At 71.1% G+C, this 23,657-nt stretch carries 18 protein-coding genes and 2 tRNA genes; 10 read left to right on the top strand and 10 right to left on the bottom strand.

What is annotated here, in order from left to right; translation table 11 throughout:
- Positions 1-86: 86 nt before the first annotated feature.
- Positions 87-458, top strand: a complete 372-nt coding sequence (locus tag ACTG9Q_RS18635; protein WP_455574085.1) for a hypothetical protein — start codon at positions 87-89, stop codon at positions 456-458.
- Entirely contained in the window at positions 455-4,609 is a 4,155-nt protein-coding gene (gene eccCb / locus ACTG9Q_RS18630; RefSeq protein ID WP_455574084.1) for a type VII secretion protein EccCb, read from the top strand. Before ACTG9Q_RS18635 ends, eccCb begins: the two co-directional genes overlap by 4 nt.
- Here eccCb and ACTG9Q_RS18625 read toward each other — a convergent pair.
- The 6 genes from ACTG9Q_RS18625 to ACTG9Q_RS18600 all read right to left on the bottom strand — a co-directional run bounded on the left by ACTG9Q_RS18625 (position 4,606) and on the right by ACTG9Q_RS18600 (position 9,426).
- The gene (locus tag ACTG9Q_RS18625) at positions 4,606-5,526 is read right to left on the bottom strand and encodes an amidohydrolase family protein (RefSeq protein ID WP_455574083.1); all 921 of its coding nucleotides are present in this window, start codon (positions 5,524-5,526) and stop codon (positions 4,606-4,608) included. The genes eccCb and ACTG9Q_RS18625 overlap by 4 nt on opposite strands.
- Complete coding sequence (smpB, locus tag ACTG9Q_RS18620) at positions 5,526-6,002, bottom strand: SsrA-binding protein SmpB (protein ID WP_455574082.1); 477 nt, start codon at positions 6,000-6,002, stop codon at positions 5,526-5,528. The genes ACTG9Q_RS18625 and smpB overlap by 1 nt, the downstream gene beginning before the upstream one ends.
- A 52-nt stretch (positions 6,003-6,054) precedes the next feature.
- On the bottom strand, positions 6,055-6,957 hold the full coding sequence (ftsX, locus tag ACTG9Q_RS18615) for a permease-like cell division protein FtsX (RefSeq protein ID WP_455574081.1): 903 nt from the start codon (positions 6,955-6,957) through the stop codon (positions 6,055-6,057).
- A 29-nt stretch (positions 6,958-6,986) separates the two neighbouring features.
- On the bottom strand, positions 6,987-7,676 hold the full coding sequence (gene ftsE / locus ACTG9Q_RS18610) for a cell division ATP-binding protein FtsE (protein WP_455574080.1): 690 nt from the start codon (positions 7,674-7,676) through the stop codon (positions 6,987-6,989).
- A gap of 87 nt (positions 7,677-7,763) precedes the next feature.
- Positions 7,764-8,861, bottom strand: coding sequence for a peptide chain release factor 2 (gene prfB, locus ACTG9Q_RS18605; protein WP_455574079.1), 1,098 nt, complete (start codon positions 8,859-8,861; stop codon positions 7,764-7,766).
- 64 nt (positions 8,862-8,925) lie between these two features.
- Entirely contained in the window at positions 8,926-9,426 is a 501-nt protein-coding gene (locus ACTG9Q_RS18600) for a PadR family transcriptional regulator (protein ID WP_455574078.1), read from the bottom strand.
- Positions 9,427-9,894: 468 nt separating this feature from the next.
- On the opposite strand from ACTG9Q_RS18600, the gene ACTG9Q_RS18595 reads away from it, so the two are divergent.
- Genes ACTG9Q_RS18595 through ACTG9Q_RS18575 form a run of 5 tightly spaced genes read left to right on the top strand, consistent with a single transcriptional unit; the run spans position 9,895 to position 16,594 of the window.
- Positions 9,895-10,869, top strand: coding sequence for an ABC transporter permease (locus ACTG9Q_RS18595; RefSeq protein WP_455574077.1), 975 nt, complete (start codon positions 9,895-9,897; stop codon positions 10,867-10,869).
- A gap of 10 nt (positions 10,870-10,879) precedes the next feature.
- Complete coding sequence (locus ACTG9Q_RS18590; RefSeq protein WP_455574076.1) at positions 10,880-11,833, top strand: ABC transporter permease; 954 nt, start codon at positions 10,880-10,882, stop codon at positions 11,831-11,833.
- A complete protein-coding gene (locus ACTG9Q_RS18585) occupies positions 11,830-13,944 on the top strand; it encodes an ABC transporter ATP-binding protein (RefSeq protein WP_455574075.1) in 2,115 nt (704 codons plus the stop codon). The genes ACTG9Q_RS18590 and ACTG9Q_RS18585 overlap by 4 nt, the downstream gene beginning before the upstream one ends.
- 23 nt (positions 13,945-13,967) lie before the next feature.
- Complete coding sequence (locus tag ACTG9Q_RS18580) at positions 13,968-15,662, top strand: ABC transporter family substrate-binding protein (RefSeq protein WP_455574074.1); 1,695 nt, start codon at positions 13,968-13,970, stop codon at positions 15,660-15,662.
- Positions 15,663-15,664: 2 nt separating this feature from the next.
- Complete coding sequence (locus ACTG9Q_RS18575) at positions 15,665-16,594, top strand: hypothetical protein (RefSeq protein ID WP_455574073.1); 930 nt, start codon at positions 15,665-15,667, stop codon at positions 16,592-16,594.
- A 96-nt stretch (positions 16,595-16,690) separates the two neighbouring features.
- Here ACTG9Q_RS18575 and ACTG9Q_RS18570 read toward each other — a convergent pair.
- The 3 genes from ACTG9Q_RS18570 to ACTG9Q_RS18560 form a co-directional block, all read right to left on the bottom strand.
- A tRNA-Met gene (locus tag ACTG9Q_RS18570) sits at positions 16,691-16,767 on the bottom strand.
- A 271-nt stretch (positions 16,768-17,038) separates the two neighbouring features.
- Positions 17,039-17,112, bottom strand: a tRNA-Met gene (locus tag ACTG9Q_RS18565).
- A 50-nt stretch (positions 17,113-17,162) separates the two neighbouring features.
- The gene (locus tag ACTG9Q_RS18560; protein WP_455574072.1) at positions 17,163-20,177 is read right to left on the bottom strand and encodes a UPF0182 family protein; all 3,015 of its coding nucleotides are present in this window, start codon (positions 20,175-20,177) and stop codon (positions 17,163-17,165) included.
- A 146-nt stretch (positions 20,178-20,323) separates the two neighbouring features.
- Here ACTG9Q_RS18560 and ACTG9Q_RS18555 point away from each other — a divergent pair, with 146 nt between their 5' ends.
- On the top strand, positions 20,324-20,827 hold the full coding sequence (locus ACTG9Q_RS18555; protein ID WP_455574416.1) for a PPA1309 family protein: 504 nt from the start codon (positions 20,324-20,326) through the stop codon (positions 20,825-20,827).
- A gap of 76 nt (positions 20,828-20,903) precedes the next feature.
- Here ACTG9Q_RS18555 and ACTG9Q_RS18550 read toward each other — a convergent pair whose 3' ends face one another.
- A complete protein-coding gene (locus ACTG9Q_RS18550; protein WP_455574071.1) occupies positions 20,904-22,001 on the bottom strand; it encodes a YlbL family protein in 1,098 nt (365 codons plus the stop codon).
- Between the two features lie 80 nt (positions 22,002-22,081).
- On the opposite strand from ACTG9Q_RS18550, the gene ACTG9Q_RS18545 reads away from it, so the two are divergent.
- Together ACTG9Q_RS18545 and ACTG9Q_RS18540 are read left to right on the top strand one after the other, a co-directional pair.
- Entirely contained in the window at positions 22,082-23,362 is a 1,281-nt protein-coding gene (locus ACTG9Q_RS18545) for a zinc-dependent metalloprotease (RefSeq protein WP_455574070.1), read from the top strand.
- Entirely contained in the window at positions 23,359-23,643 is a 285-nt protein-coding gene (locus ACTG9Q_RS18540; protein ID WP_455574069.1) for a VOC family protein, read from the top strand. The genes ACTG9Q_RS18545 and ACTG9Q_RS18540 overlap by 4 nt, the downstream gene beginning before the upstream one ends.
- Positions 23,644-23,657 lie beyond the last annotated feature (14 nt).

Below are 23,657 nucleotides of genomic sequence, written 5' to 3'. Positions count from 1 at the left end.
GCCTAGCTCAACCTCCCTGCGCCGGGGATTGTTTCCTTTTGGTGTTCGCCCAGAGCGAGCGGAACGCGAGTTGATATACCTAGACCATGCCCAGCACCCTGACCCTGCGCGTGGTGGCCGCCGACGGCACGCCCGCCTCGGTCGACCGCCTGGCCGCCCAGCTGTACGAGGACCTGCGGGCACTGCGGCTGGTGCGGGTGGACCGCCCGGTGGAGGCCGCGCCGGACGGCTCCCGGACGGGCTGGGCGCACACGCTCGGCGAGCTGGCCGTCAGCGGGGTCGCCCCGGCCGCGGGCCTGGCGGTCTACCGCACGGTCACGGCGTTCCTCGACCGCACCGGCGCCAAGTCCGTGCGCTACCGCGTGGCCGGGCGGGAGCTGGAGGTCACCGCGCTCACCGCCGTGGAGCTGGAGGCCCTGTTCGCCGACCTGCTCCACGACGCCGACGAGCGGGAATGACCATGGGCCAGCGCCGCGCCCTGCTCATCGCCACCTCGCACTACCTCGACGCCAAGCTCCCGCCGCTGCGCGCCCCGGTCGAGGAGACCAAGCTGCTCTCCCAGCTGCTGCTCGACCCCCGCGTCGGCGGCTTCGACAGCGCGCCCTACCTGGTGGACGACCGCAAGGCAGGCGTCGAGCGGGAGATCGAGGAGCTCTTCGCCGACCGCGGCCCCGACGACCACGTGCTGCTCTACCTGTCCGGCCACGGCTTCAAGAACGCCGACAACCAGCTGTTCTTCGCCACCGCCGACACCCGCTGCGACCGCCCGTACTCCACCGCGATCTCCGCGCTGCTGGTGCGTCAGCTGCTCACCGAGTGCCAGGCCCGGCACAAGGCGGTGCTCTTGGACTGCTGTTACAGCGGCATGTTCTCCCGCGGCGCGAAGTCCGGCCAGGCCGTCGACGTGGGCAGCCTCGGCGAGGGCACCTACATCATCACCGCGACCAACGAGCTGGAGCAGGCCTTCGAGGACGAGCGGGTGGTGCTGGGCAGCGCGCAGCCGTACTCGCTGTTCACCGACGTGCTGATCCGCGGCCTGAGCACCGGCGCGGCCGCCCCGGAGGCGGGCGACACCATCACCGCCGACGACCTCTACGCCTACCTGCACCGCGAGCTGAGCAGGCCGCGCCCGGACGGCAAGGTCCAGCTCCCGCACCGGCTCAGCCAGGGCCAGGGCGCCTTCAAGGTGGCGAGCGCCGCGCAGCGCGCGCTCATCGTCGACGAGTACACCCCGTCGCCGGAGGTCGCCGACCTGCTGGAGGCGGCCCCGGCGGACGGGGCGAGCCCCCTGGTCGTGCCGATCGGGCGCACCCACACCTCGTTCGTGCGCGGCGACGACGTGGTCCGGCTGGACTTCGCCGGGCGCGACGGGCACCTCGCCATCGTCGGGCGGTTCCTGTCCGGCAAGTCCACGCTGGTGCGCGCCATCGTCACCGGCCTGCTGCACGGCCGCTCCCCCGCCGACGTCGCCGTGGTCTGCCTCGACGGCGGCGGCCAGTTCAGCGGCCTGCGCGGCAGCCCGCAGGTGCGCGCCGTGGTCGCCCCGTTCGAGCGCGAGCAGGTGCACGCCGCGCTGGCCGAGGTCGAGGCGCTGATCACCGCCCGCGACCAGCTGCTGCGGCAGGCGGGCATCGGTTCTTTCGACCAGGTCCGCGCGGTCACCGTCGACGGCCTCGACCGCGCCGACGTCTTCCTGGTGATCGACGGCTGGGAGACCTTCGCCGAGGACGACCGCGCCCTCGGCCCCCGGGTCCGGCGGATCGCGTCGACCGGGCTGGCCAAGGGCGTGCACGTCATCGTCACCGCCCACCACTGGGCCGAGATCCCCGACCAGGTCGCGAACCTCCTGCGCGGCAAGGTCGAGCTGGCACTGGACGACCCCGCGCTGTCGCGGGTGGACGCCGAGCGCGCCGGGTCCCTGCCCGACCAGCCCGGCTGGGGCCTCTACCGGGGCAAGCCGTTCCTGGCCGCCACCCCGGGCGCCGACGCGCCCCCGGTCGACCTCGCCGCCGTGCTCGCCGCGCAGGTCGGCGCCCCACTCGTGCGGACAGCGCCCGCCGAGCCCGCCACCCTCGCCGACGCCACGCCCCGCCTGCTCACCCTGCTCGACCTGCCCGACACCCCGACCACCTTCGACCCGGCCCAGGTCTGGGGCAGCCGCGCCGAGCGCTACGCGGTGCCCTTCGGCGTGGACGACGACGGCGGGTCCGTGGTGCTCGACATCAAGGAGTCCGCGCTGAACGGCATGGGCCCGCACGGGCTGTGCATCGGCGCGACCGGGTCGGGCAAGTCGGAGTTCCTGCGCACGCTGCTCCTGGGCCTGCTGGCCACGCACTCCCCCACCGAGCTGAACCTGGTGCTGGTCGACTACAAGGGCGGCGCCACCTTCTCCGGCCTGGACAAGGCCCCGCACGTGGCGGGTGCCATCACCAACCTCGCCGACGACCTCGGCCTGGTCGACAGGATGCAGGACACGCTGGCGGGCGAGGTCGCCCGGCGCCAGGAGATGCTGGCGCGCGGCGGCAACCACAAGAACATCTGGGACTACGAGCGCGCCAGGGCCGCGGGCGCGCCGCTCGAGCCGATGCCCGTCCTGGTGATCGTGGTGGACGAGTTCGCCGAGCTGCTGAGCACCCGGCCCGCGATGATCGACCTGTTCGTCCTGCTCGGCCGCCTCGGCCGCTCGCTCGGCATGCACCTGCTGCTGGCCGCCCAGCGCCTGGAGGAGGGCAGGCTGCGCGGCCTGGAGACGTACATGTCCTACCGGATCTGCCTCAGGACGTTCTCCATGGGCGAGTCCCGCGCGGCCATCGGCGTCCCGGACGCCTACGAGCTGCCCTCGGTCCCCGGCATGGGCTACCTGCGCTTCGGCAACGACCTGACCCGGTTCAAGGTCGCCTACGTCTCCGGACCGGTCGACGACGGGAGGACCAGCGAGCTGGACGCCATAGTCGAGCGGCTGGCAGGCGCCGCACCGCGCGGCAGGCCCATCTGGCTGCCCCCGCTGGCCGACTCCCCGCAGCTGGTCGACCTGCTGCCCCCGCTGGCGATCACCCCGGACCGCGGCCTCGGCCACCCGGGCCCCGACCTGCGGGTGCCCATCGGGGTCGTGGACAACCCCTACGCCCAGCGCAGGCAGCCGCTGGTGGCCGACCTCGCGGGCGGCGGCGGGCACGCCGTGGTGGTCGGCAGGCCGCGGTCGGGCAAGTCGACCCTGCTGCGCACGCTGGTCCTGGCGCTGGCCACGGTCAACACCCCGGACGAGGCCCGCTTCTACGGCATCGACCTCGGCGGCGGCGCGCTCACGGCGCTCACGGGCCTGCCGCACGTGGGCAGCGTGGCCACCCGCCGCGACCCCGACCACGTGCGCCGCACCGTCGCGGAGTTCACCGCCCGGCTGGCCCGCCGGGAGCAGGCGTTCATCTCCGCGGGCGTGGCGTCGGTGCAGGAATTCCGCTCGGGGTTCCCCGACCGGCCGATGGCCGACGTCTTCTTGGTCGTCGACGGCTGGGCGGGGGTCCGCCAGGAGTTCGACGACCTGGAGCCCGCCCTGCTCGGGCTGGCCGCGCAGGGCCTGTCCCACGGCATCCACCTGCTGGTCTCCGCCAACCGCTGGACCGAGATCCGGCCCGCGCTGCGCGACCTGATCGGCACCCGGTTCGAGCTGCGCCTGGGCGACCCGAGCGAGTCCGACGTGGACCGCAAGGTCGCCGCGGGCGTGCCGGACGACCGGCCGGGCCGCGGGCTCAACCGCGACCGCCTGCACTTCCTCGTCGCCGAACCCACCTTCGGCGACGGCCTGGACGCCGCGGTGGCGGAGGTCCGCGCCGCCTGGGCAGGCCCGTCCGCCCCGCCCGTCCGCATGTTGCCCACGAACCTGCCCTACGCCGATCTGCCCGCCCCGGACGGCAGGCGGATTCCGCTGGGCGTCGGCGAATCCACCCTCGGTCCGGTGCTGCTGGACTTCGACGCGGAGTCGCACTTCATGGCCTTCGCCGACGGCGAGTCCGGCAAGACGACCCTGCTGCGCACCATCGTGCGCGGAATCATGAGCCGCTACACGCCCCAGGAAGCGGTCATCATGCTGGTCGACTTCCGGCGCACCATGCTCGGTTTCATTGAGACCGAGCACCTGCTCAGCTACGCGGTGTCGGCCAACCAGCTGGGCGACATCGTCAAGGACGTCCGCGGCTCGATGCTCAAGCGCTTGCCGGGGCCGGACGTGACACAGGAGCAGCTGAAGGACCGCTCGTGGTGGAACGGCCCCGAGCTGTTCATCGTGCTGGACGACTACGACCTGGTCTGCCCGTCCAGCACACCCAACCCGCTCCAGCCGCTGGCCGAGTTCCTGCCCCAGGCGCGCGACGTCGGCCTGCACCTGATCACCGCGCGGCGCAGCGGCGGCGCGGGCCGGGCGCTGTTCGACCCGGTGCTCGGCAAGCTCCGCGAGCTGAGCACGGCGGGCCTGGTGATGAACGGCCCCCGCGACGAGGGCGCCCTGGTCGGCACCGTGCGCCCCGCGCCGATGCCACCCGGGCGCGGCATCCTCGTCACCCGCGGCGACGGCGAGCAGCGCGTGCAGGTCGCGCGGCTGCCCGAGGAGCCCTAGGCCGTTTCAGACCCAGCCGTGTTCAGGCCCGGCGTGTTCAGGTCCAGCAGGCGCGCCGGGGTGTCGTGCAGGACGGCGCGGAGGAAGTCCGGGCCCAGCCGGGGGTCCTCGGCCCAGGACGCGATCGCGCGGACCTGCTCGGCGTAGGGGTAGGGGATGCTCGGGAAGTCCGTGCCCAGCACGACGCGGTCCGGGTGCTCGGCGAGGCGGTCGGCCCAGTCCGGCGGCAGCGGCGCGATCGCGGTGGTGAAGCCCACGCCGACCATCGTCGTGTCGATGTGCACCCGCGGGTACCGGGCCACCAGGTCGAGGGCGAGGGCGATCTCCGGCATCCCGGCGTGCGCGAGCACGGCGGTGAGCCGGGGGTGGCGGGCCAGCACCTCGCCGAAGACGTCCAGCCCGGTGTGCTCGCCGCGCAGCGGTCCGTGGCCACAGTGGACGACCACCGGCACGCCCGCCTCGGCCAGCATGCCCCACGCGGGCTCCAGCAGCGGCGAGCGCGGATCGTAGGCGCCCACCTGCACGTGCGCCTTGGCGCAGCGGGCGCCCGAGCGCAGCGCGGAGTCCAGGTACTCGGCCACGTCGGGTTCCGGGTAGACGGTCGCGGTCGGCACCGCCCCGGGCGTGCGCGCGGCGAACTCGGCGACCCACTCGGTCAGCCACCGCGCCATGCCCGGCTTGTGCGGGTACACCAGCGGCGCGAACGCCACCACGCCCAGCGAGCGCAGCACCTCGACCCGGTCGGCCTCCGGCAGGCGGTACTCGATGGGCCACCGGATGCCGTAGTTGCGCTCGGCGTCGTCGAAGTACGCCCACACCTTGCGCTGCATCTCCTCGGGCAGGAAGTGCACGTGCAGGTCGACCAGCCCGGGGACGCCCAGGTCCCGGACCCAGGCGGCGACCTCGCCGTCGCGCACTACCGCTTGCCCTTCGCCGCCCGGCCCATCACCTTCTGGATCTCCCGCTCGGCGTCGCGCTTGGCCAGGGCCTGGCGCTTGTCGTGCGCCTTCTTGCCGCGCGCCAGGGCCAGCTCGACCTTGACCTTGCCGTCCTTGAAGTACATCGACAGCGGGACCAGGGACGTGCCCGACTCCTTCGTCTTGCCGATCAGCCGCAGGATCTCCTTCTTGTGGAGCAGCAGCTTGCGCGTGCGGCGGGGCTCGTGGTTGGTCCACGTGCCGAGGGCGTACTCCGCGATGTGCAGCCCGCGCAGCCAGACCTCGCCGTCGTCGACGGTGGCGAAGGAGTCCACCAGGGACGCCCGGCCCAGGCGCAGGCTCTTGACCTCGGTGCCCAGGAGCACGACCCCGGCCTCATAGGTGTCCAGGATCGTGTAGTCGTGCCGCGCCTTGCGGTTCGACGCGATCACCTTCTGCCCGGTTTCCTTAGCCATGACCGGTGACTCTACGGGCGCGGCCGCGCGGCACGCGACGTGATTGCCGCGCTCACGTGCGCACGTACAGGCGCAGCGTCACGTAGCCGGTCACCCCGGAGATCACCAGCGCGGTGAGCAGCAGGATGGGCGCGACCATCAGGATGTCCACCCCGTCGACGGAGCTGACCACCCCGGTCTGGATGGACCCGCCGAGCACGTCGTCGAGGAAGGCCACCTTCAGCAGCACCATCAGCCCGATCGCGGCGAGCGCGCCGACCAGGCCGGTGACCACCGCCTCCAGCAGGAATGGCAGCTGGGTGTACCACCGCGTCGCGCCGACCAGGCGCATGATCCCGACCTCGACGCGGCGGGTGAACGCCGAGAGCTGCACGGTGTTGGAGATCAGCAGCAGCGCGGCGATGGCCATGACCAGCGCCACGAAGAAGGTGACGTTGCGCAGGTTGTTGAGCACCCCGAAGAACCGGTCGAGGAACTCGCCCTGGTCGGCCACCGAGTCCACCCCGGGCCGCCCGGCGTAGGTCTGGGAGATCACCTCGGGGCGCTCGGGGTCGACCAGCTTCACCCGGAACGAGGCGGGCAGCGCCTCGGGGCGGGCCAGCTTCACCAGCTCCGGCTGCGCCTCGAAGATCCGCTTGAACCGCTCGTAGGCGGCGTCGCGGTTCTCGAAGACGACCTCCTCGACCGCCGGGTCGGCGGTCAGCGCGGCCCGCAGCCCCGAGCAGGGGTCGGCGGCGCACTCCTTGTCGTTGGCGGACACGTCGTTGGTCAGGTACACGCTGACCTCGACCTTGTCCTGGTACAGCGCCTGGGTCTTGTCGATCATCCGCACGACCAGCAGGCCGCCGCCGAGCAGGGCCAGCGAGATGGCAGTGGTGATGATCATGGCGACGGTCATCGTGATGTTCCGGCGCAGGCCGGTGACGACCTCGCTGAACACAAAGCTGGCGCGCATCGTTCCTCGGGCTCTGGTCTGTCAGGGGGTCAGCGGCCGACGCCGTAGACACCGCGGGCGTCGTCGCGGACGACGCGGCCGAGGTCGAGTTCGACCACCCGGCGCCGCATCGAGTCCACGATGGAATGGTCGTGGGTGGCCATCAGCACGGTCGTGCCGGTGCGGTTGATCCGCTCCAGCAGCAGCATGATGTCCTGGCTCGTGTCGGGGTCGAGGTTTCCGGTCGGCTCGTCGGCCAGCAGCATCAGCGGCCGGTTGACGAACGCGCGGGCGATGGCCACGCGCTGCTGCTCGCCGCCGGAGAGCTCGTTGGGCATCCGCTCGGACTTGCCCTCGAGGCCGACCAGCTCCAGCACCTCGGGCACCACCTTCTTGATGGTGTGCCGGGGCTTGCCGATGACCTCGAGGGCGAAGGCGACGTTCTCGGCGACCGTCTTGTTGTTGAGCAGGCGGAAGTCCTGGAACACGCACCCGATGGACTGGCGCAGCCGCGGCACCCGCCGCCGCGCCATGCGCGCGACGTCGAAGTTCGCGACGTAGACGCGGCCCTTGGATGGCACCTCCTCGCGCAGCAGCAGGCGCAGGAAAGTCGACTTCCCGGAACCGGACGCGCCGATCAGGAAGACGAACTCACCTTTGCCCACCTCGACGGAGACGCTTTCCAGCGCGGGTCGGGTGGAGGTCTTGTAGACCTTGGAAACCTGTTCGAGCCGGATCACGGTGGGCGAGTCTACCCCCGGGCGTTATCGACCCGTTGTCTCGGCCGCGTTTACGGTTTGCCCGGTTCACCCTGTGTGCGCCCGCGACTACTGGCTGCGCCGCCAGCGGATTCCCGCCTCCAGGAACCCGTCGATGTCGCCGTCGAGAACGGCGCTCGGCGTGCCCACCTCGTGCTCGGTGCGCAGGTCCTTGACCATTTGGTACGGGTGCAGGACGTAGGAGCGCATCTGGTTGCCCCAGGAGCCGGAGGAGGAGTCCTTCAGCGCGTCCATCCGCGCCTGCTCCTCCAGCCTGCGCCGCTCCAGCAGCTTCGCCTGCAGCACCGCCATCGCCGATGCCTTGTTCTGCAGCTGCGAGCGCTCGTTCTGGCACGAGACGACGATGCCGCTGGGCAGGTGCGTGATGCGCACCGCGGAGTCGGTGGTGTTGACGCCCTGGCCGCCGGGGCCGGAGGAGCGGTAGACGTCGACGCGCAGTTCCTTCTCGTCGATGTCGATGTGGTCGGTCTGCTCGACCACCGGCACCACCTCGACCGCGGCGAAGGAGGTCTGCCTGCGGCCCTGGTTGTCGAAGGGGGAGATGCGCACCAGCCGGTGCGTGCCCTGCTCGACCGACAGCGTGCCGTAGCCGTAGGGGGCGGAGACCTTGAAGGTGGCGGACTTGATGCCCGCCTCCTCGGCGTAGGAGGTGTCGTATACCTGGGTGGGGTAGCCGTGGCGTTCGGCCCAGCGCAGGTACATGCGCAGCAGCATCTCGGCGAAGTCCGCGGCGTCGACGCCACCGGCCTCGGCGCGGATGGTGACCAGGGCCTCGCGCCCGTCGTACTCGCCGGAGAGCAGCGTGCGGACTTCCATCGCGGCGATCTCGGCGCGCAGCTTCTCGCGCTCGGCGTCGGCCTCGGCGCGGGCCTCGTCGTCCTCGCCTTCCTCGGCGAGTTCGTAGAGCACCCCGACGTCGTCGATGCGGGAGCGCAGCGACTCGACGCGGCGCAGCTCGCCCTGGCGGTGCGCCAGCTGGCTGGTGACCTTCTGGGCCGCGTCGGGGTCGTCCCACAGATCAGGCAGCGCGGCCTGTTCCTCCAAGGCCGCGACCTGATTGCGCAGTGTCTCCAGGTCCATCACCGCCTCGACGCTGGACAGCGTGGCGGACAGGTCCTTGAGGTCGGTGACGACGTCCGGGTTCACGTCGAACAAGGTTACGCGCGCCCCGCCCCCGCCGTGCGGCGGGAGCGGGGCGACACGCCCTGAGTCAGGACTTCGGGATGGCGTCGAGCAGCTTCAGCACCGCCTTGGCCCTCGCCACGCCGAACTCGGCGATCGCCTTGGCGTAGGGGTCCTCGGCGGTCTTGGCCGCCGCCCGCGCCGCGTCGTGCTCGCCGGAGTAGGCCGCTTTCGCCGAATCGATCAGCGCGGTGCGCTGCTTGGCGGTCAGGGTCTCGGCGTGCACCAGGCGCAGGATCAGCGGGCTGCGCAGGTGGTCGGGGCCGGGCTCGGCCGCCAGCCAGGTCTTGAACGCCTTCTTGCCGGAGGCGGTCAGGACGTACTGCTGGCTGGAGCGCGGCCCCTGCTTGCCCAGGCGGACGAGTCCGCTGTCGGCGAGCGCGGGCAGCTCCCGGTAGACCTGGCTGCGCGTGACGCTGAAGAACGAGCCGAAGCGCTCGCGGGCTGCCGCGACAAGCTGCCCGCCGGTCTGCGGACCGTCGTGCAGCAAGCCGAGCAGTGCCGCTGCGGTTGCATTCAAATCAGACACGGCTCCACGGTGCCACGTCCCGGGCGCGCTGTCCACAATGGCCGGCCTAACCTGTCCACAGTGGCTGATCACAGCCCGGCTCCACCGCCTCGTTCGGACGCGACCGAACAGCCCAAGAAGCCACGCCCGTCCGGCGCAAACCGCGACGGTCCCCTTGGGACCGCCAACACTGACTCCCCCAATGGAGTGGATCACTTGGGTACCCCGTACCCGTTCGGCCCATTTGGGCCCGGCAGGACGTAGTCACCCGAATGGCGTCCTGACGTGTGTCTCATGTGTCCGGGATCACCCATACTGTCCACCCATATGGCGCTAGCGCCCGTCGACGCAGAGCTGTAACCCGATTCCCTACTAAAGTAGGTACCTCGTCAGACGGCAACGGCTGAGTATCCCCTTGCTCGTGACCCCCTTGCTCGTGACCCCTTGTGCGGCGGTCCCCACCGGGCCGGACGAAAGGCCGTTTCTGACGTGATCGGGTTCCTCGTCCGACGCCTGGCGAACTACGTCGTGCTCTGCCTGGTGGCGACGTTCCTGGCGTTCGCGCTCGCCTCGCTGACGTTCGACCCCATCGGCATCCTCCTGCAGCGCAACCCGCCGCCGCCGGACGCCGTGATCGACGCCAAGCGCGCCGACCTGATGCTCGACCAGCCCATCCCGCGGCGGTTCCTCAGCTGGCTGGGCGGGGTGTTCCACGGCGACTTCGGCCAGACGGTCGCGGGCAGGCCCATCACCGACGAGCTGGGCAGGCGCGTCGGGGTGAGCCTGCGGCTGTTCCTGCTCGGCGTCACCATCGGCGTCATCTCCGGCGTGGTGCTCGGCGTGGTCAGCGCGATCCGCCAGTACAAGCTGACCGACCACGTGTCCACGCTGTTCTCCTTCGTCGTGCTGTCCACTCCGGTCTTCGTCCTCGGCACGCTGCTCAAGCAGCCCGCGCAGGCGTTCAACGACCTGATCGGCACGAACTACCTGCAGACCCTGGGCGAGGCGACGCCCGGCTTCGAGGGCAGCTGGCTGGCCTCCCTCGGCGACCGGGTGCGCTACCTGATCGTGCCCACGCTGACCATCGCCCTGGGGCAGATCGCCTTCTACAGCCGCTACCAGCGCAGCGCCATGCTCGACGTGCTCGGCAGCGACTTCCTGCGCACCGCCCAGGCCAAGGGCCTGACCCGCGGGCGCGCGCTGTTCAAGCACGGCCTGCGCACCGCGCTCATCCCGATGGCGACGCTGTTCGCCTTCGGCTTCGGGCTGCTCATCACCGGCGGCACGTTCACCGAGCGCATCTTCGGCTGGTACGGCATGGGCGACTGGCTCATCGGCGGGGTGACCGCGCAGGACACCAACGTCGTGGCCACCGTGACGCTGTTCATCGCGGTGCTGGTGCTGGTCTCCGGCTGGCTGTCCGATGTGCTCTACGCCGCGCTCGACCCGCGCGTGCGGGTCTAGGGGGACTCCCATGGCGACAACCACCTCCGACGCTGCCACCCCCGGCGCGGGCCCGGTCGACGGCAGGCCCACCGCCGGGCGCACCCCGACCCGGGCCCGCATGGTGCTGCGCCGCTTCCTGCGCCGCAAGACCGCGGTGTTCGGGCTGGCCGTCGTGGTCCTGCTGTACCTGATGGCCTTCCTCGGCCCGCTCGTCTCCCCCTGGGGCTACGCCGAGCCGGACTACACCGCGTTCCTGCAGCCGCCCAGCGCCGAGCACTGGTTCGGCACCACGAAGATCGGCGAGGACGTCTTCGCCCAGGTCATGCGCGGGCTGCAGAAGTCGCTGACCATCGGCCTGCTGGTCGGGGTGATCTCCACCAGCGTGGCCGCCCTGGTCGGCGCGGTCGCGGGCTACTTCGGCGGCTGGGTCGACCGGGGCCTGATGTGGCTGGTCGACCTGCTGCTCGTGCTGCCGTCGTTCCTGATCATCGCGGTGCTCAGCCCGGCGTTCAAGGGCGACAGCTGGCTGCTGTTCGTCGCCCTGCTGGCCGCGTTCAGCTGGATGATCACCGCCAGGATCGTCCGCGGCATGACCCTGACGCTGCGCGAGCGCGAGTACGTCAAGGCGGCCCGGTTCATGGGGCAGCCGCCGCTGCGGATCATCCTGAAGCACATCGTGCCCAACATGGCCTCGCTGCTGATCATCGACGCGACCATCGCCATCGGCGCGGCCGTGCTGGCCGAGACCGGGCTGAGCTTCTTCGGCTTCGGCGTGCAGCCCCCGGACGTCTCCCTCGGCACCCTCATCGCCACCGGCACCGACTCGGTCCTGACCTACCCGTGGCTGTTCTACCTGCCCGCGGGCTTCCTGGTGCTGTTCGTGCTGGCGGTCAACCTCTTCGGCGACGGCCTGCGCGACGCCCTCGACCCCAGCTCGCACCGCCCCGGCAAGCGCGCCGACCGTGAGGACGATGACGCATGAGCGCCGCCGACGCCCCGTTCGACAGCCCCCTGTTCGACGGCCCCGCGCCCGCCGCGGAGGGCCCGGTGCTGCGGGTGGAGGACCTGCGGGTGTCCTTCCCCAGCGAGAGCGGCCGGGTCCGCGCGGTGCGCGGGCTCAGCTACGAGGTCGCGCCCGGGGAGGTGCTGGGCATCGTCGGGGAGTCCGGTTCGGGCAAGTCGGTGTCCTCGCTGGCGGTGATGGGCCTGCTGCCCGCCCAGGCGCGGGTCAGCGGCTCGATCCGCTTCCGCGGCAAGGAACTCCTCGGCCTCGGCGACACCGAGCTCTCCCGCGTCCGCGGCCGCCGGATCTCGATGGTCTTCCAGGACCCGCTCTCCGCGCTGACCCCGGTCTACACCGTGGGCGACCAGATCGCCGAGGCGCTGCTGACCCACGGCCGCGGCCGGGTCGGCAGGCAGCAGGCCGCCAAGCGGGCGGTCGAACTGCTCGACCTGGTGGGCATCCCGAACGCCGCGGCGCGGGCCAAGGCGTTCCCGCACGAGTTCTCCGGCGGCATGCGCCAGCGGGCGGTCATCGCCATCGCCATCGCCAACGACCCCGACCTGATCATCGCCGACGAGCCGACCACCGCGCTGGACGTCACGGTGCAGGCGCAGGTCCTCGACGTGCTCAAGACCGCCCAGGAGGTGACCGGCGCGGGCATCGTGATCATCACCCACGACCTGGGCGTGGTCGCGGGCTTCGCCGACCGGCTGATGGTCATGTACGCCGGGCGCGCGGTCGAGACCGGCCAGGTGGTCGAGGTGTACCCGCACCCGCGCATGCCCTACACGCTGGGCCTGCTGGGCTCCATCCCACGCCTGGACGCCGCGGAGAAGCAGCCGCTGGTGCCGATCGACGGCCAGCCGCCGTCCCTGGTGGACCTGCCGCCGGGCTGCCCGTTCGCCCCGCGCTGCCCGCTGGCCGTGGCCGCCTGCGCCGAGGCGGAGCCGCCGCTGTTCGAGGTCTCCGCCGGGCACCGCGCCGCGTGCATCCGCACCGAGGAGGTCGCCCGCGCCGACGCCGCGGCGGTCTACGGCGTGGAGACCGTCAAGGAGGGCGAACTGGCCGCGCTGCCGCGCACCGAGCGCGAGACGGTGCTGGAGGTCGACGGGCTGGTCAAGGCGTTCCCGGTGACCAAGGGCACGGTGTTCAAGCGCACCGTGGGCAGCGTCCGCGCCGTCGACGGCATCAGCTTCGACATCCGCGCGGGCGAGACGCTGGGGCTGGTCGGGGAGTCCGGCTGCGGCAAGACCACCACGCTCATGGAGATCCTTGGTCTGGACAAGCTGCAGGCCGGGCGCATCGCCGTGCTGGGCAAGGAGACCACCGCGCTGGACCGCGCCTCCCGCAAGGAGATCCGCCGCGACGTGCAGGTGGTCTTCCAGGACCCGATGGCCGCGCTCGACCCGCGGATGCCGGTCAACGACATCATCGCCGAGCCCATGCAGGTGCACGGGGTCCCGCGGGCGGCCATCGCCAAGCGCGTGCCGGAACTGCTCGACCTGGTGGGCCTGCGCGCCGACTACGCCAACCGCTACCCCGCCCAGTTCTCCGGCGGGCAGCGCCAGCGCATCGGCATCGCCCGCGCGCTCGCCCTGGAGCCGCGGCTGATCGTGCTCGACGAGCCGGTGTCCGCACTGGACGTCTCCATCCAGGCTGGCGTGATCAACCTGCTGGACGAGCTGAAGGCCAAGCTGGGCCTGGCCTACCTGTTCGTCGCGCACGACCTGTCAGTGGTGCGCCACATCGCCGACCGGGTCGCGGTGATGTACCTGGGCAAGATCATCGAGATCGGCGGCGTCGAGCGGGTCTTCGGCGCGCCGGAGCACCCCTACACCCAGGCGCTGCTCTCGGCGATCCCGATTCCCGACCCGGTCGTCGAGCGGCGCCGGGAGCGGATCATCCTCACCGGCGACCTGCCCAGCCCGGCCGCCCCGCCGCGCGGCTGCCGGTTCCACACCCGCTGCTTCAAATACGCGGCCCTGCCGGAGGCGCGGCGGGCGCGGTGCGTCGATGAGGAGCCACTGCTCGACGGAGCGGGCGACCACCGCGCCGCCTGCCACTACGCCGAGTCCCGCGAAGTCGTGTAGCGGGACATGAAGAAGGGTTACCCGTGATTCTGAGGAAGTGGACCGGCGTCGCCGCGTCCGTCACCGCGGCGGCGCTGCTGCTGACCGCGTGCGGCGGCGACGGGGGCGATCAGCCGGGCGGCGGCGGACTCGCCGGGACCGACCAGGCCACGCAGGGCGCGTGGGACGTCAACGAGGTCGACGCCGCCCAGGTCAAGGAGGGCGGCGAGCTCAAGTGGCCGCTCGACGCGCTGCCGAGCAACTGGAACTACAACCAGCTCAACGGCACTCTGGTCGACCACGACTACATCCTGTCCGCGATCATCCCCAAGCTGCACGTCGCCGACAAGGCGGGCAAGGTCGGCGCCAACCCGAACTACCTGGAGTCCGCCGAGCTCACCTCGACCGACCCGCAGGTCGTGACCTACAAGCTGAACCCGGCCGCCAAGTGGAGCGACGGCACGGCGTTCGGCTGGGAGGACTTCGACGCCCAGTTCACGGCGCTCAACGGCACCAACGCCGAGTACAGCGTCTCGGGCACCACCGGCTACGAGGACATCGAGAAGGTCGAGAAGGGCGCCGCGGACAACGAGGTCGTCGTCACCTTCAAGAAGAAGTTCGCCGAGTGGACCTCGCTGTTCACCCCGCTCTACCCCAAGTCGCTCAACGCGACCGCCAAGGAGTTCAACGAGGGCTGGGCGAGCGGGCCCAAGGCCACCGCGGGCCCGTTCAAGATCGGCGCCATCGACGAGACCGCCAAGCTGGTCACCCTGGTCCGCGACGACGCGTGGTGGGGCGACAAGCCCAAGCTGGAGAAGATCACCTACCGGGTGGTCGACCGCGCCGCGCTGGCCGACTCGCTGGCCTCCGGCGCGATCGACTGGTACACCATCGGCTCCAGTGTGGACAACTTCCAGCGGGCCAAGGCCATGCAGGGCGTGGTTGTGCGCCAGGCGCCGGGCAAGTCCTACAACCACGTCACCTTCAACGGCGCGCCGAGTTCGATCCTGTCCGACCCGAAGCTGCGGGTCGCGCTGATGAAGGCCATGGACCCCTCGGTGTACGCCAAGGGCATCCTCGGCCCGATCGTGGAGAACCCCAGCGCGCTGGGCAACCACTTCTTCCTGCAGGGCACCGCGAACTACGCGGACAACTCCGCCCCGATCAAGGCCGACAAGGACGCCGCCAAGGCCGACCTCGACGCCCAGGGCTGGGCGCTCGACGGCGAGTTCCGCAAGAAGGACGGCAAGCAGCTCGACGTGCGGATCGTCAGCACCGCGGGCAACCCGATCGCCGAGCAGATCTCCAAGCTGACCCAGGCCCAGCTCAAGGAGGTGGGCGTCAACGTCGTCATCGAGCCCCAGCCCTCGGCGACCTTCTTCAGCGACTTCGTCAACACCGGCAACTTCGACATGGTCGGCTTCGGCTGGTCGCAGACGCCGTGGCCGATCAGCTCGTCCAAGGGCATCTACTACTTCGACGAGAAGAACGTGAACCAGAACTACGGCCGCATCGGCTCGCCGGAGATCAACCAGAAGCTCGACGAGGCCAACGGCGAGCTCGACGACGCCAAGCGGGTCGCGCTGACCAACGAGGCCGACAAGCTGATCTGGGAGGCGGGCCACCACCTGCCGCTGTACCAGGTCCCCGGCGCCCGCGCGGTGCGCGGCACGCTGGTCAACTTCGGCGCCTTCGGCGTCGCGGACCCCGACTACACCAAGATCGGTTTCTCCGGCTGACGATGGCGGACGTCCCCGGGCCGCGCGCGCTCACCGGGGTGCGCGCGGCCCGTCACATCCTGCTGACCACGGCGCTGGTCGTCGCCGTCTGCGCGGTCATCGGCGCGCTGTCGCTGGTGTCCTACCGGGCCGCCGACGCCTCGCTGGCCGGTCTGACGGCGGTCGCCGAGGGCACGGTGGCCCCGCTGGGCCCCTCCCGCGTGCGTGCCACCTGGCGCTCGGCGTCGGGTGTGGAGCACTCCGCCGACATCGACCTGGCCGTCACCGCGCCCCCCGCCGCCGCCCCCGCCGCGGTCGCCTACGACCCCGCGGCGCCGAGCCGGGCCGTCGTCCCCGGCGCCCGGGTGTTCGCCGACGCGGACCGGGCCCTCGGCGGGCTGGTGTTCACCGCCCTGGTCGCCACGCTGAGCGTCGGGACGGGGCTGTGGCTGGTCGTGTCCCGGGCGCTGCTCCCGCGGCGTCCTGGGCGGCTGCTGGCGGTCCGCCGGGTCCGCGTCCAGCGCGGGCTGCTCACCCGGTCCTATCTGGAGACCGAGTCCGGGCCGCGCCGCTGGATTCCGGTCCACTTCGACCCGGCCCTGCTGACCCTGCCGACACCGACGACGGTCACCGTCCACGGCGACCCGTTGACCGACCGCCTGGTGGCCGTGCGCCTGGACGCGACGACGCTGTACCCCTCCGGCTGGGTCCGCCGCACCGAGCCGCCCGGCAGGCGCACCGACAACGCGACCACCCCGGACCTCCCGGACACCGTCCCGGGCCTGGGCCGCCAACTCCGGGCAGACGCCGCCGCCGCGGTGACCGCCCCCCTGGTCGGCCTGTTCTGGGCCTACCTGGACCGCAGCGCCTTCCCCGGCTGGCTGGGAGCCACCGCCATCACCGCCACAACAGCCATCTGGCTCTGGTCGATCCGAGGCTCGGACCCAACCTGACCAACAACCAACCAACCAACCAACGCCACCAACAACCCACCCCACCAAACACAAAAAACCGGAGGCCCGATCCTCAAAGGATCGGGCCTCCGGCATTGGTAGCGGGGACAGGATTTGAACCTGCGACCTCTGGGTTATGAGCCCAGCGAGCTACCGAGCTGCTCCACCCCGCGTCGTAAAAACAACTATACACACCCCCAAAACCCCTTTTTCACCACCCCCCCCCACTTCCCCACCCACCCAAAACAAGCCGCCCAACCACAGAACAACCACCCACCCACAGAACAAGCGGCCCACCCACAGAACCACCCACCCCCACGGAACCGGACCACGCTGGTCCAGGAGATACCGCACCGTGGGGGTCCGGGGGCTCGGGCCCCCGGGAATAGTCGAAAGGCGACACGGTTCGCGCTTTCCGCGAACACGTGCCGCCTTCGACTTTCGTAGCGGGGACAGGATTTGAACCTGCGACCTCTGGGTTATGAGCCCAGCGAGCTACCGAGCTGCTCCACCCCGCGTCGGTAAGGACGACTGTACGGGACGGGTCGCGGCGGTTGCAAATCGGGGGTCAGCCACCACCACCGTTGGGCGGGGGCGTGGGCGACGGGGACGGGGAGGACGGCTGGCCGCCGCTCTCGACCTTCGCCTTGGCCTCGTTGTACTTCTTGGCCGCGGCGTCGATCTCGGCCAGCGCCTGGCCCTGGGCGGTGAAGTCACCGGACTGCTGGGCGGTCTTGAGCTTGCCCAGGGCCTTGGTCAGCTCCTGCACGGCCGCGTCCAGCTCGGCGTTGGCGTCACCGCCACCGGAGGGCGGTGGTGGCGTCGTGGTCGGCGGGTCGGTGGGCTCGGGGTCGCCCTCGCCCGGTGGGGTGGCGGGCTGGCCGGTGCCCGCGCCGATGGCTTCTTCCAGCGCCTCGGACACCGTGGGCGCGAACCCGACCCGGTTGCCGTAGGCGACCAGCACGCGGGCCAGCTGCGGGAAGGCGCCGTCGCGCTTCTGCTGGATGTAGATGGGTTCGACGAACAGCAGGCCCTCGCCCAGCGGCAGCGTCAGCAGGTTGCCGAACTTGACGTCGACCGTCGGGTTCTGGATCAGGGTCCGGTTCTCGGTGACTTCCGGGGTGGTGAGGAACCGGTTCTGCACCTGCCCTGGGCCGTCGATCTGGCCGGTGCCGGGCAGTCTGAGCAGCCTGATCTGGCCGTAGTCGGCCGGGTCGGAGGACACCGAGACCCAGGAGGCCAGGAACGCGCGGTTCAGCAGTGTCAGCGCGCTGGTGATCTGGAAGGTGGCGTCGTCCTGGCCGGGCACCTGCGCGAGGACGTAGTACGGCGGCTGCTTGGCGCCGCCGGTGTTGGCGGTCGCGGTGGTCGTGGTCGACGACGAGCCCGCCTCGGTCGGGTCGACCGGGACGCTCCAGAAGCTCTTCTGGGAGAAGAACTCGGTCGCGTCGTTCACGTGGTACTTGGTCAGCAGTTCCCGCTGCACCTTGAACAGGTCCTCGGGGTAGCGGAAGTGCGCGCGCAGCTCGTCGGAGATCTCGCTGCCGGGCAGCACGGTGCCGGGGAAGACGCCCTGCCACGCCTTGAGCACCGGGTCCTGCTCGTCGATGGCGTAGAGCTTCACCTTGCCGTCGAAGGCGTCGACGGTCGCCTTCACCGAGTTGCGGATGTAGCTGATGGTCCGGTTGTCCTGGCGGACGACACCGGTCAGCGAGTCCGTCGTGGCCTCACCGAGGGCGGTGCGCTGGGAGTAGGGGTAGTTCTCCAGCGTGGTGTAGCCGTCGACGATCCACTGGATGCGGCCGTCGATCACCGCGGGGTACGGGTCGCCGTCGAGGGTCAGCCACGGCGCGGCCTTGGCCACCCGGTCCCGCGGGTTGCGGTTGTACATGATCTTGGTGCCGTCGACGATCTGGCTGGAGAACAGCAGGTTCCGCTCGCCGTAGTGCAGCGTGAACGCCAGCTTGTTCACCAGTCCGTCGATCGGCACACCGCCGGAGCCGGTGTAGGAGTAGGTCCGCTCCGCGGTGTCGTACTCCATCGGGGCGCCGTTGTTGCGCCCGCCGACGATCGCGTAGGTGTCGGTGGCCAGCTCGCCGAAGTAGATGCGCGGCTCCCGCACGCCGAACGGGCCGGGGATGGTGCCCTCGCCCGACTTCTCCAGCTCGCCGACCTTGAAGACCGGGAACCCGCCCTGGTCGCTGGCGTCCTCCAGCGCGGAGTTGACCGTGTTGGCGGGCGCCGCGACGAAGCCGTTGCCGTGGGTGAAGACCATGTGCCGGTTGATCCAGGTGCCCTGGGTCTCGGTGAGCCCCTGGGTGCGGATCTCGCGCGCGGCGACGATGTAGTCCTGGGTCTTGCCGTCGACTTCGTAGCGGTCGACGTCGAGCTTCTCCGGGAACCCGTAGAAGTTCTCCGCGCCGACGCGCTGGGTGAACGTCGGGGTCAGGATGTTCGGGTCGAGCAGCCGGATGTTGGAGATGGTGTTGGTGCTGGCCGTCTCGCCGCGGATCTCATCGGGGGAGGCGTCGCTGACACCCGAGAACGCCGTGGTGATCACCTTGTCGTCGGTGATCCCGAAGCCCTGCTTGGTGGCCGCGATGTTGCGCTGGATGGACTCGGCCTCCTTGGCGTTCTCGTTCGGCTTGACCGAGAACTGCTGGATGATCGCCGGGTACGCCGCGCCGATCAGGATGCCGGAGAGCACGAGCAGCGCCGTGGCGATCGCGGGCAGCTGGAGGTTGCGCAGGAACGCGCCGACGAAGAAGGCCACCGCGCAGAAGGCGGCGATGAACATCAGGATCAGCTTGGCGGGCAGCACCGCGTTGAGGTCGGTGAAGGTCGCGCCGCTGAACAGCGGGTTGCGCGTGGAGAACAGCAGCTCGTAGCGCTCGAAGAAGTAGTCGACGGCGTAGATCAGCACGAACACGCCCGCGGTGACCGACAGCTGCACGCGGGCGGAGACCGCGAGCTGCCCGCCCTTGCCCGCCAGCCGGATGCCGCCGAAGATGTAGTGGATGACCAGCGCGCCGAAGAAGGCGATGGTCACGCCGACGAACAGCCAGCCGATGATCCAGGTGATGAACGGCAGCGTGAACGCGTAGAAGCCGATGTCGATGTTGAACTGGGGATCGGTGACCCCGAAGTCGGTGCCGTTGAACGCCAGCTGCACGCGCTGCCACTCGCCTTGGGCGGCCGAGCCCGCGATGAGGCCGACCACCAGCGGGACGCCGATGCCGAAGAGCCGCACCCGCTGCACGATCGTCGAGCGGTAGCGGGCCAGCGGGTCGTCGGCGCTGCCCACCGGGACGAACACCGGGCGGTTGCGGTAGGCGATCCACAGGCTCAGCGCGAGCAGACCGCCGACGAGCAGGCCCGCGGCGAAGAACAGCGCGATCCGCGTAGTGATCATGGTGGTGAACACCGAGCGGAAGCCCACCTCACCGAACCACAGCCAGTCCACGTAGGTGCCCAGCAGCCGTGAACCCAGCAGCAGGACGAGCAGGAAGGCGGCGGCGAGGATTATCAGGACGCGGCTGCGCCGGGACAACTTCGGCAGGCCGATCGGAGGCCGAGTGGCCACTGGACACACTCCAGGGTCGCTTGCTTAGGGTCTGGCCGGACCAGGTCGTGACTGGCCCTGGCCTTTCAACTCTACGAGGGGGCCTTCAGGTTCCCACGTCGGTGTCCGAATGATGCGAATGTCGCTGATGCGAGGATGAGACCGTGATCGAGCCCAGCACGTCGGCCAGCCTGCCCGCGGTCGCCCGCGAGGTCGAGGAGTTCGCCGCCACCGGCGGCTGGGACCAGGCGCCCCAGCTGTTCGCCCTGGTCCCCACCGAGCACCTGCTGCGCGAGCAGCCCGACCTGGCGAACCAGGTGGACAAGAGTGCCCCGCTGACCCCGGTCGCCCAGGACAGCCTCCCTGACGGCGACCTCGGCGCCGCGCTGGCGACCATCATGTGGCCCCCGGCGGTCGCGGGCTGCGCGCTCGTCCAGGAGATCGTGATGCTGCCCCCGGAGGCCGAGGCCGAGCTGCCCGACGCCGAGGACCACATGGCCCGGGTCGCCGCATCGCACCCGCAGGCCAGGGAGGCCCGCCTCGTCGCCGCGGTCCTGCGTGAGGGCACCGTGGCGTGCGTGCTGCGCGTGCGCGACGTCGACGAGGTCGTCGAGCACCCGCAGCTGGCGCCGAACCTGACCGACGCCCTGCTCGGCACCTTCGCGGACTGACCTGGCGGCGGGCTGGGTGAGCGGCGGAATGACCCGGGCAGTGGACTGACTGAGTGGCGGGTCGATCTGACGGCGGTCAGCCCGCCGCGCACAGCGGCACGGACTTGCCCGCCTTCAGGTCCTCCAGCGACCGCACCGCGCCGTCGAGGGTCTCCACCCGGAGCAGCCGCAGCCCCTCCGGCGCGTTCCGCACCGCCTCCGCGCAGTTCTCCGCGGGCACCAGGAACGTCGAGGCGCCCGCCTCGCTCGCGGCCGTCATCTTGAAGGCGATCCCGCCGATGCGCCCGACCACGCCCTGCGTGGTGATCTCCCCGGTACCCGCGATGACCTCGCCACCTGCGAGTTCGCCCTCGGTCAGCCGGTCCACGATGGCCAGGGCGAACATCAGCCCGGCCGACGGGCCGCCCACGTCCTCCAGGTTGATCGTGGTGGTGAAGTCGACCTCGGGCTGGTCGATCGGGCCCAGCCCGATGAAGCCCTCGTCGCGGGGCTGCGCGCCAAAGGCGGTGGCCTCGCCCAGGGTGATGGTGGAGGTCTGGCTCTTGCCGTCGCGCACGTAGGTGATCGAGACCTGGTCGCCGGGCTTGGTGCCCGCCAGCGCGGAGCGCACGTCCTCGGCCTGCTTGATCTCGGTGCCGTCGACCTCGGTGATCTCATCGCCCGGGGCGAGTACCTTGTCGGCGGGCGCCCCGGAGGTGATCTGCTGCGCGATGACCTTCATCGGGTACTTCAGGTGGCGCAGCGCGGCGGTCTCGGCGTTGCTCTGGGAGTCCTGGAACAGCTTCGTGTTCTGCTGCTCGATCTCCTCCTCGGTCTCCCCCGGCCGGAAGTACTCCTCGCGCGGCGCCAGCGCGAAGCGACCGCTCACCCACAGCGCGAGCGCGCCGAACAGGCTGATGTCGTCGTTGACCGACACCGTGGTCATGCGGAGCTGCCCGGAGGTGTCGTAGGTCTGCTCGCCCTCGACCTTGACGATGGCCACGCCGTCGACCGCGCCGAGGGTGTCGTAAGTGGGACCCGGTCCCAGGGACACGAAGGGCACCGGGACGGTGCCGCCGAGCACGCCGAGCACCAGGACCAGCGTGAACCCGACCAGCACGGTCCACCCGCGCCGGGACAGGCGCCGCTGCGGCGCGGGCGGGGCGGGAATGGGCTCCTGCGCTGTGGTGCTCACGAGGCCACAGGGTACGTGCGTTCGCGCAGGGCGGATCACCGGACATCGCGGCGGTGGCCACGCCGCGTACCGTGGACCCCATGAGCGAGTTCCCGTTCGGCTTCAGCCTGCCGGACCCCGACGACCGGGACAAGAACAAGAACCCGGACCAGGCCGGGCAGCAGCCGAACCCGTTCGACGCGTTCGGGCAGCTCGGCCAGATGCTCAGCCAGCTCGGCCAGATGATGAGCCAGGCAAGCGGCTCGACCGGCCCGGTCAACTACGACCTGGCCAAGCAGATCGCCGTGCAGCGCCTGGGGACCAAGCCCGGCTTCGCCCCCGACTCCGGCAAGGCCGTCGCCGACGCGGTACACCTCGCCGAGATGTGGCTCGACCCGATCACGACGCTGCCCGCGGGCGCGACGACGACGAAGGCGTGGACCCCGCGCGACTGGGTGGAGGCCACCCTGCCGACCTGGCAGCGGCTGTGCGACCCGGTCGCCAAGCGCATGTCCGGGGCCTGGGTGGAGGCGCTGCCCGCCGAGGCCAAGCAGCAGGCGGGCCCGCTGCTGGCGATGGTCGGGCAGATGGGCGGCATGGCGTTCGGCTCGCAGCTCGGCCAGGCCCTGGCGCAGCTGGCCTCGGAGGTGCTGACCTCCTCCGACATCGGCCTGCCCCTCGGGCCGGAGGGCACGGCAGCGCTGCTGCCCGCCACGGTCGAGGAGTTCACCAAGGGTTTGGAGCGGCCTTCCAGCGAGGTCATGGTGTTCCTGGCCGCGCGCGAGGCCGCCCACCAGCGGCTGTTCGCGCACGTGCCATGGCTGCGTCAGCGGCTGCTGGGCACGGTGGAGGAGTTCGCGGGCGGCATCAAGATCGACACCTCAGCGCTGGAGCAGCTCGCGGGCCAGTTCGACCCGATGAACCCGGAGTCGATCGAGAAGGCCATGCAGTCGGGGATGCTGGAGCCGCAGACCACCCCCGAGCAGAAGGCGGCGCTCGCCCGGCTGGAGACGCTGCTGGCCCTGGTCGAGGGCTGGGTGGACGTGGTGGTCGGCGACGCGGTGTCCGAGCGCCTGCCCGGCGCCGACGCCCTGCGCGAGACGCTGCGGCGCCGTCGCGCCTCCGGCGGGCCCGCTGAGCAGACCTTCGCCACCCTCGTCGGCCTTGAGCTGCGGCCGCGCAGGCTGCGCGCCGCCGCCGCCCTCTGGCGCCTGGTGACCGACCAGCACGGCATGACCGCGCGCGACGGCCTGTGGGCGCACCCCGACCTGCTGCCCACCGCCGACGACCTGGACGACCCGATGGAGTTCGCCGAGCGCCTCGGCGTCACCGACGTCGACCCGATCGCCGAGCTCAAGCGCACCGAGAAGCCCGAGGAATGAGGGCACGGCTCGACCAGGTGGTGCTCGACTGCCGCGAACCCGCCGTGCTGGCCCGCTTCTGGGCCGGGCTGCTCGGCGGCGCGGTGGTCGACCGCGGGTCGGGCTGGTCGCACACCGACCCGCCCGGCTTCCCCCGGCTGGCGTTCCAGCCCGTGCCCGAGCCGCGCCCGGCCAAGAACCGCCTGCACCTGGACATCGAGGTCGACGACATCCCCGCCGCCACGGCGACCGCCGCCACGCTGGGCGCGACGGCGGTCGGTGACGTCGTGACGGACGCGTAGGGCTCGTTCCAGGT

Source organism: Actinokineospora lacus (assembly GCF_053813445.1).
This window is presented reverse-complemented; position numbering and strand designations above follow the sequence as displayed.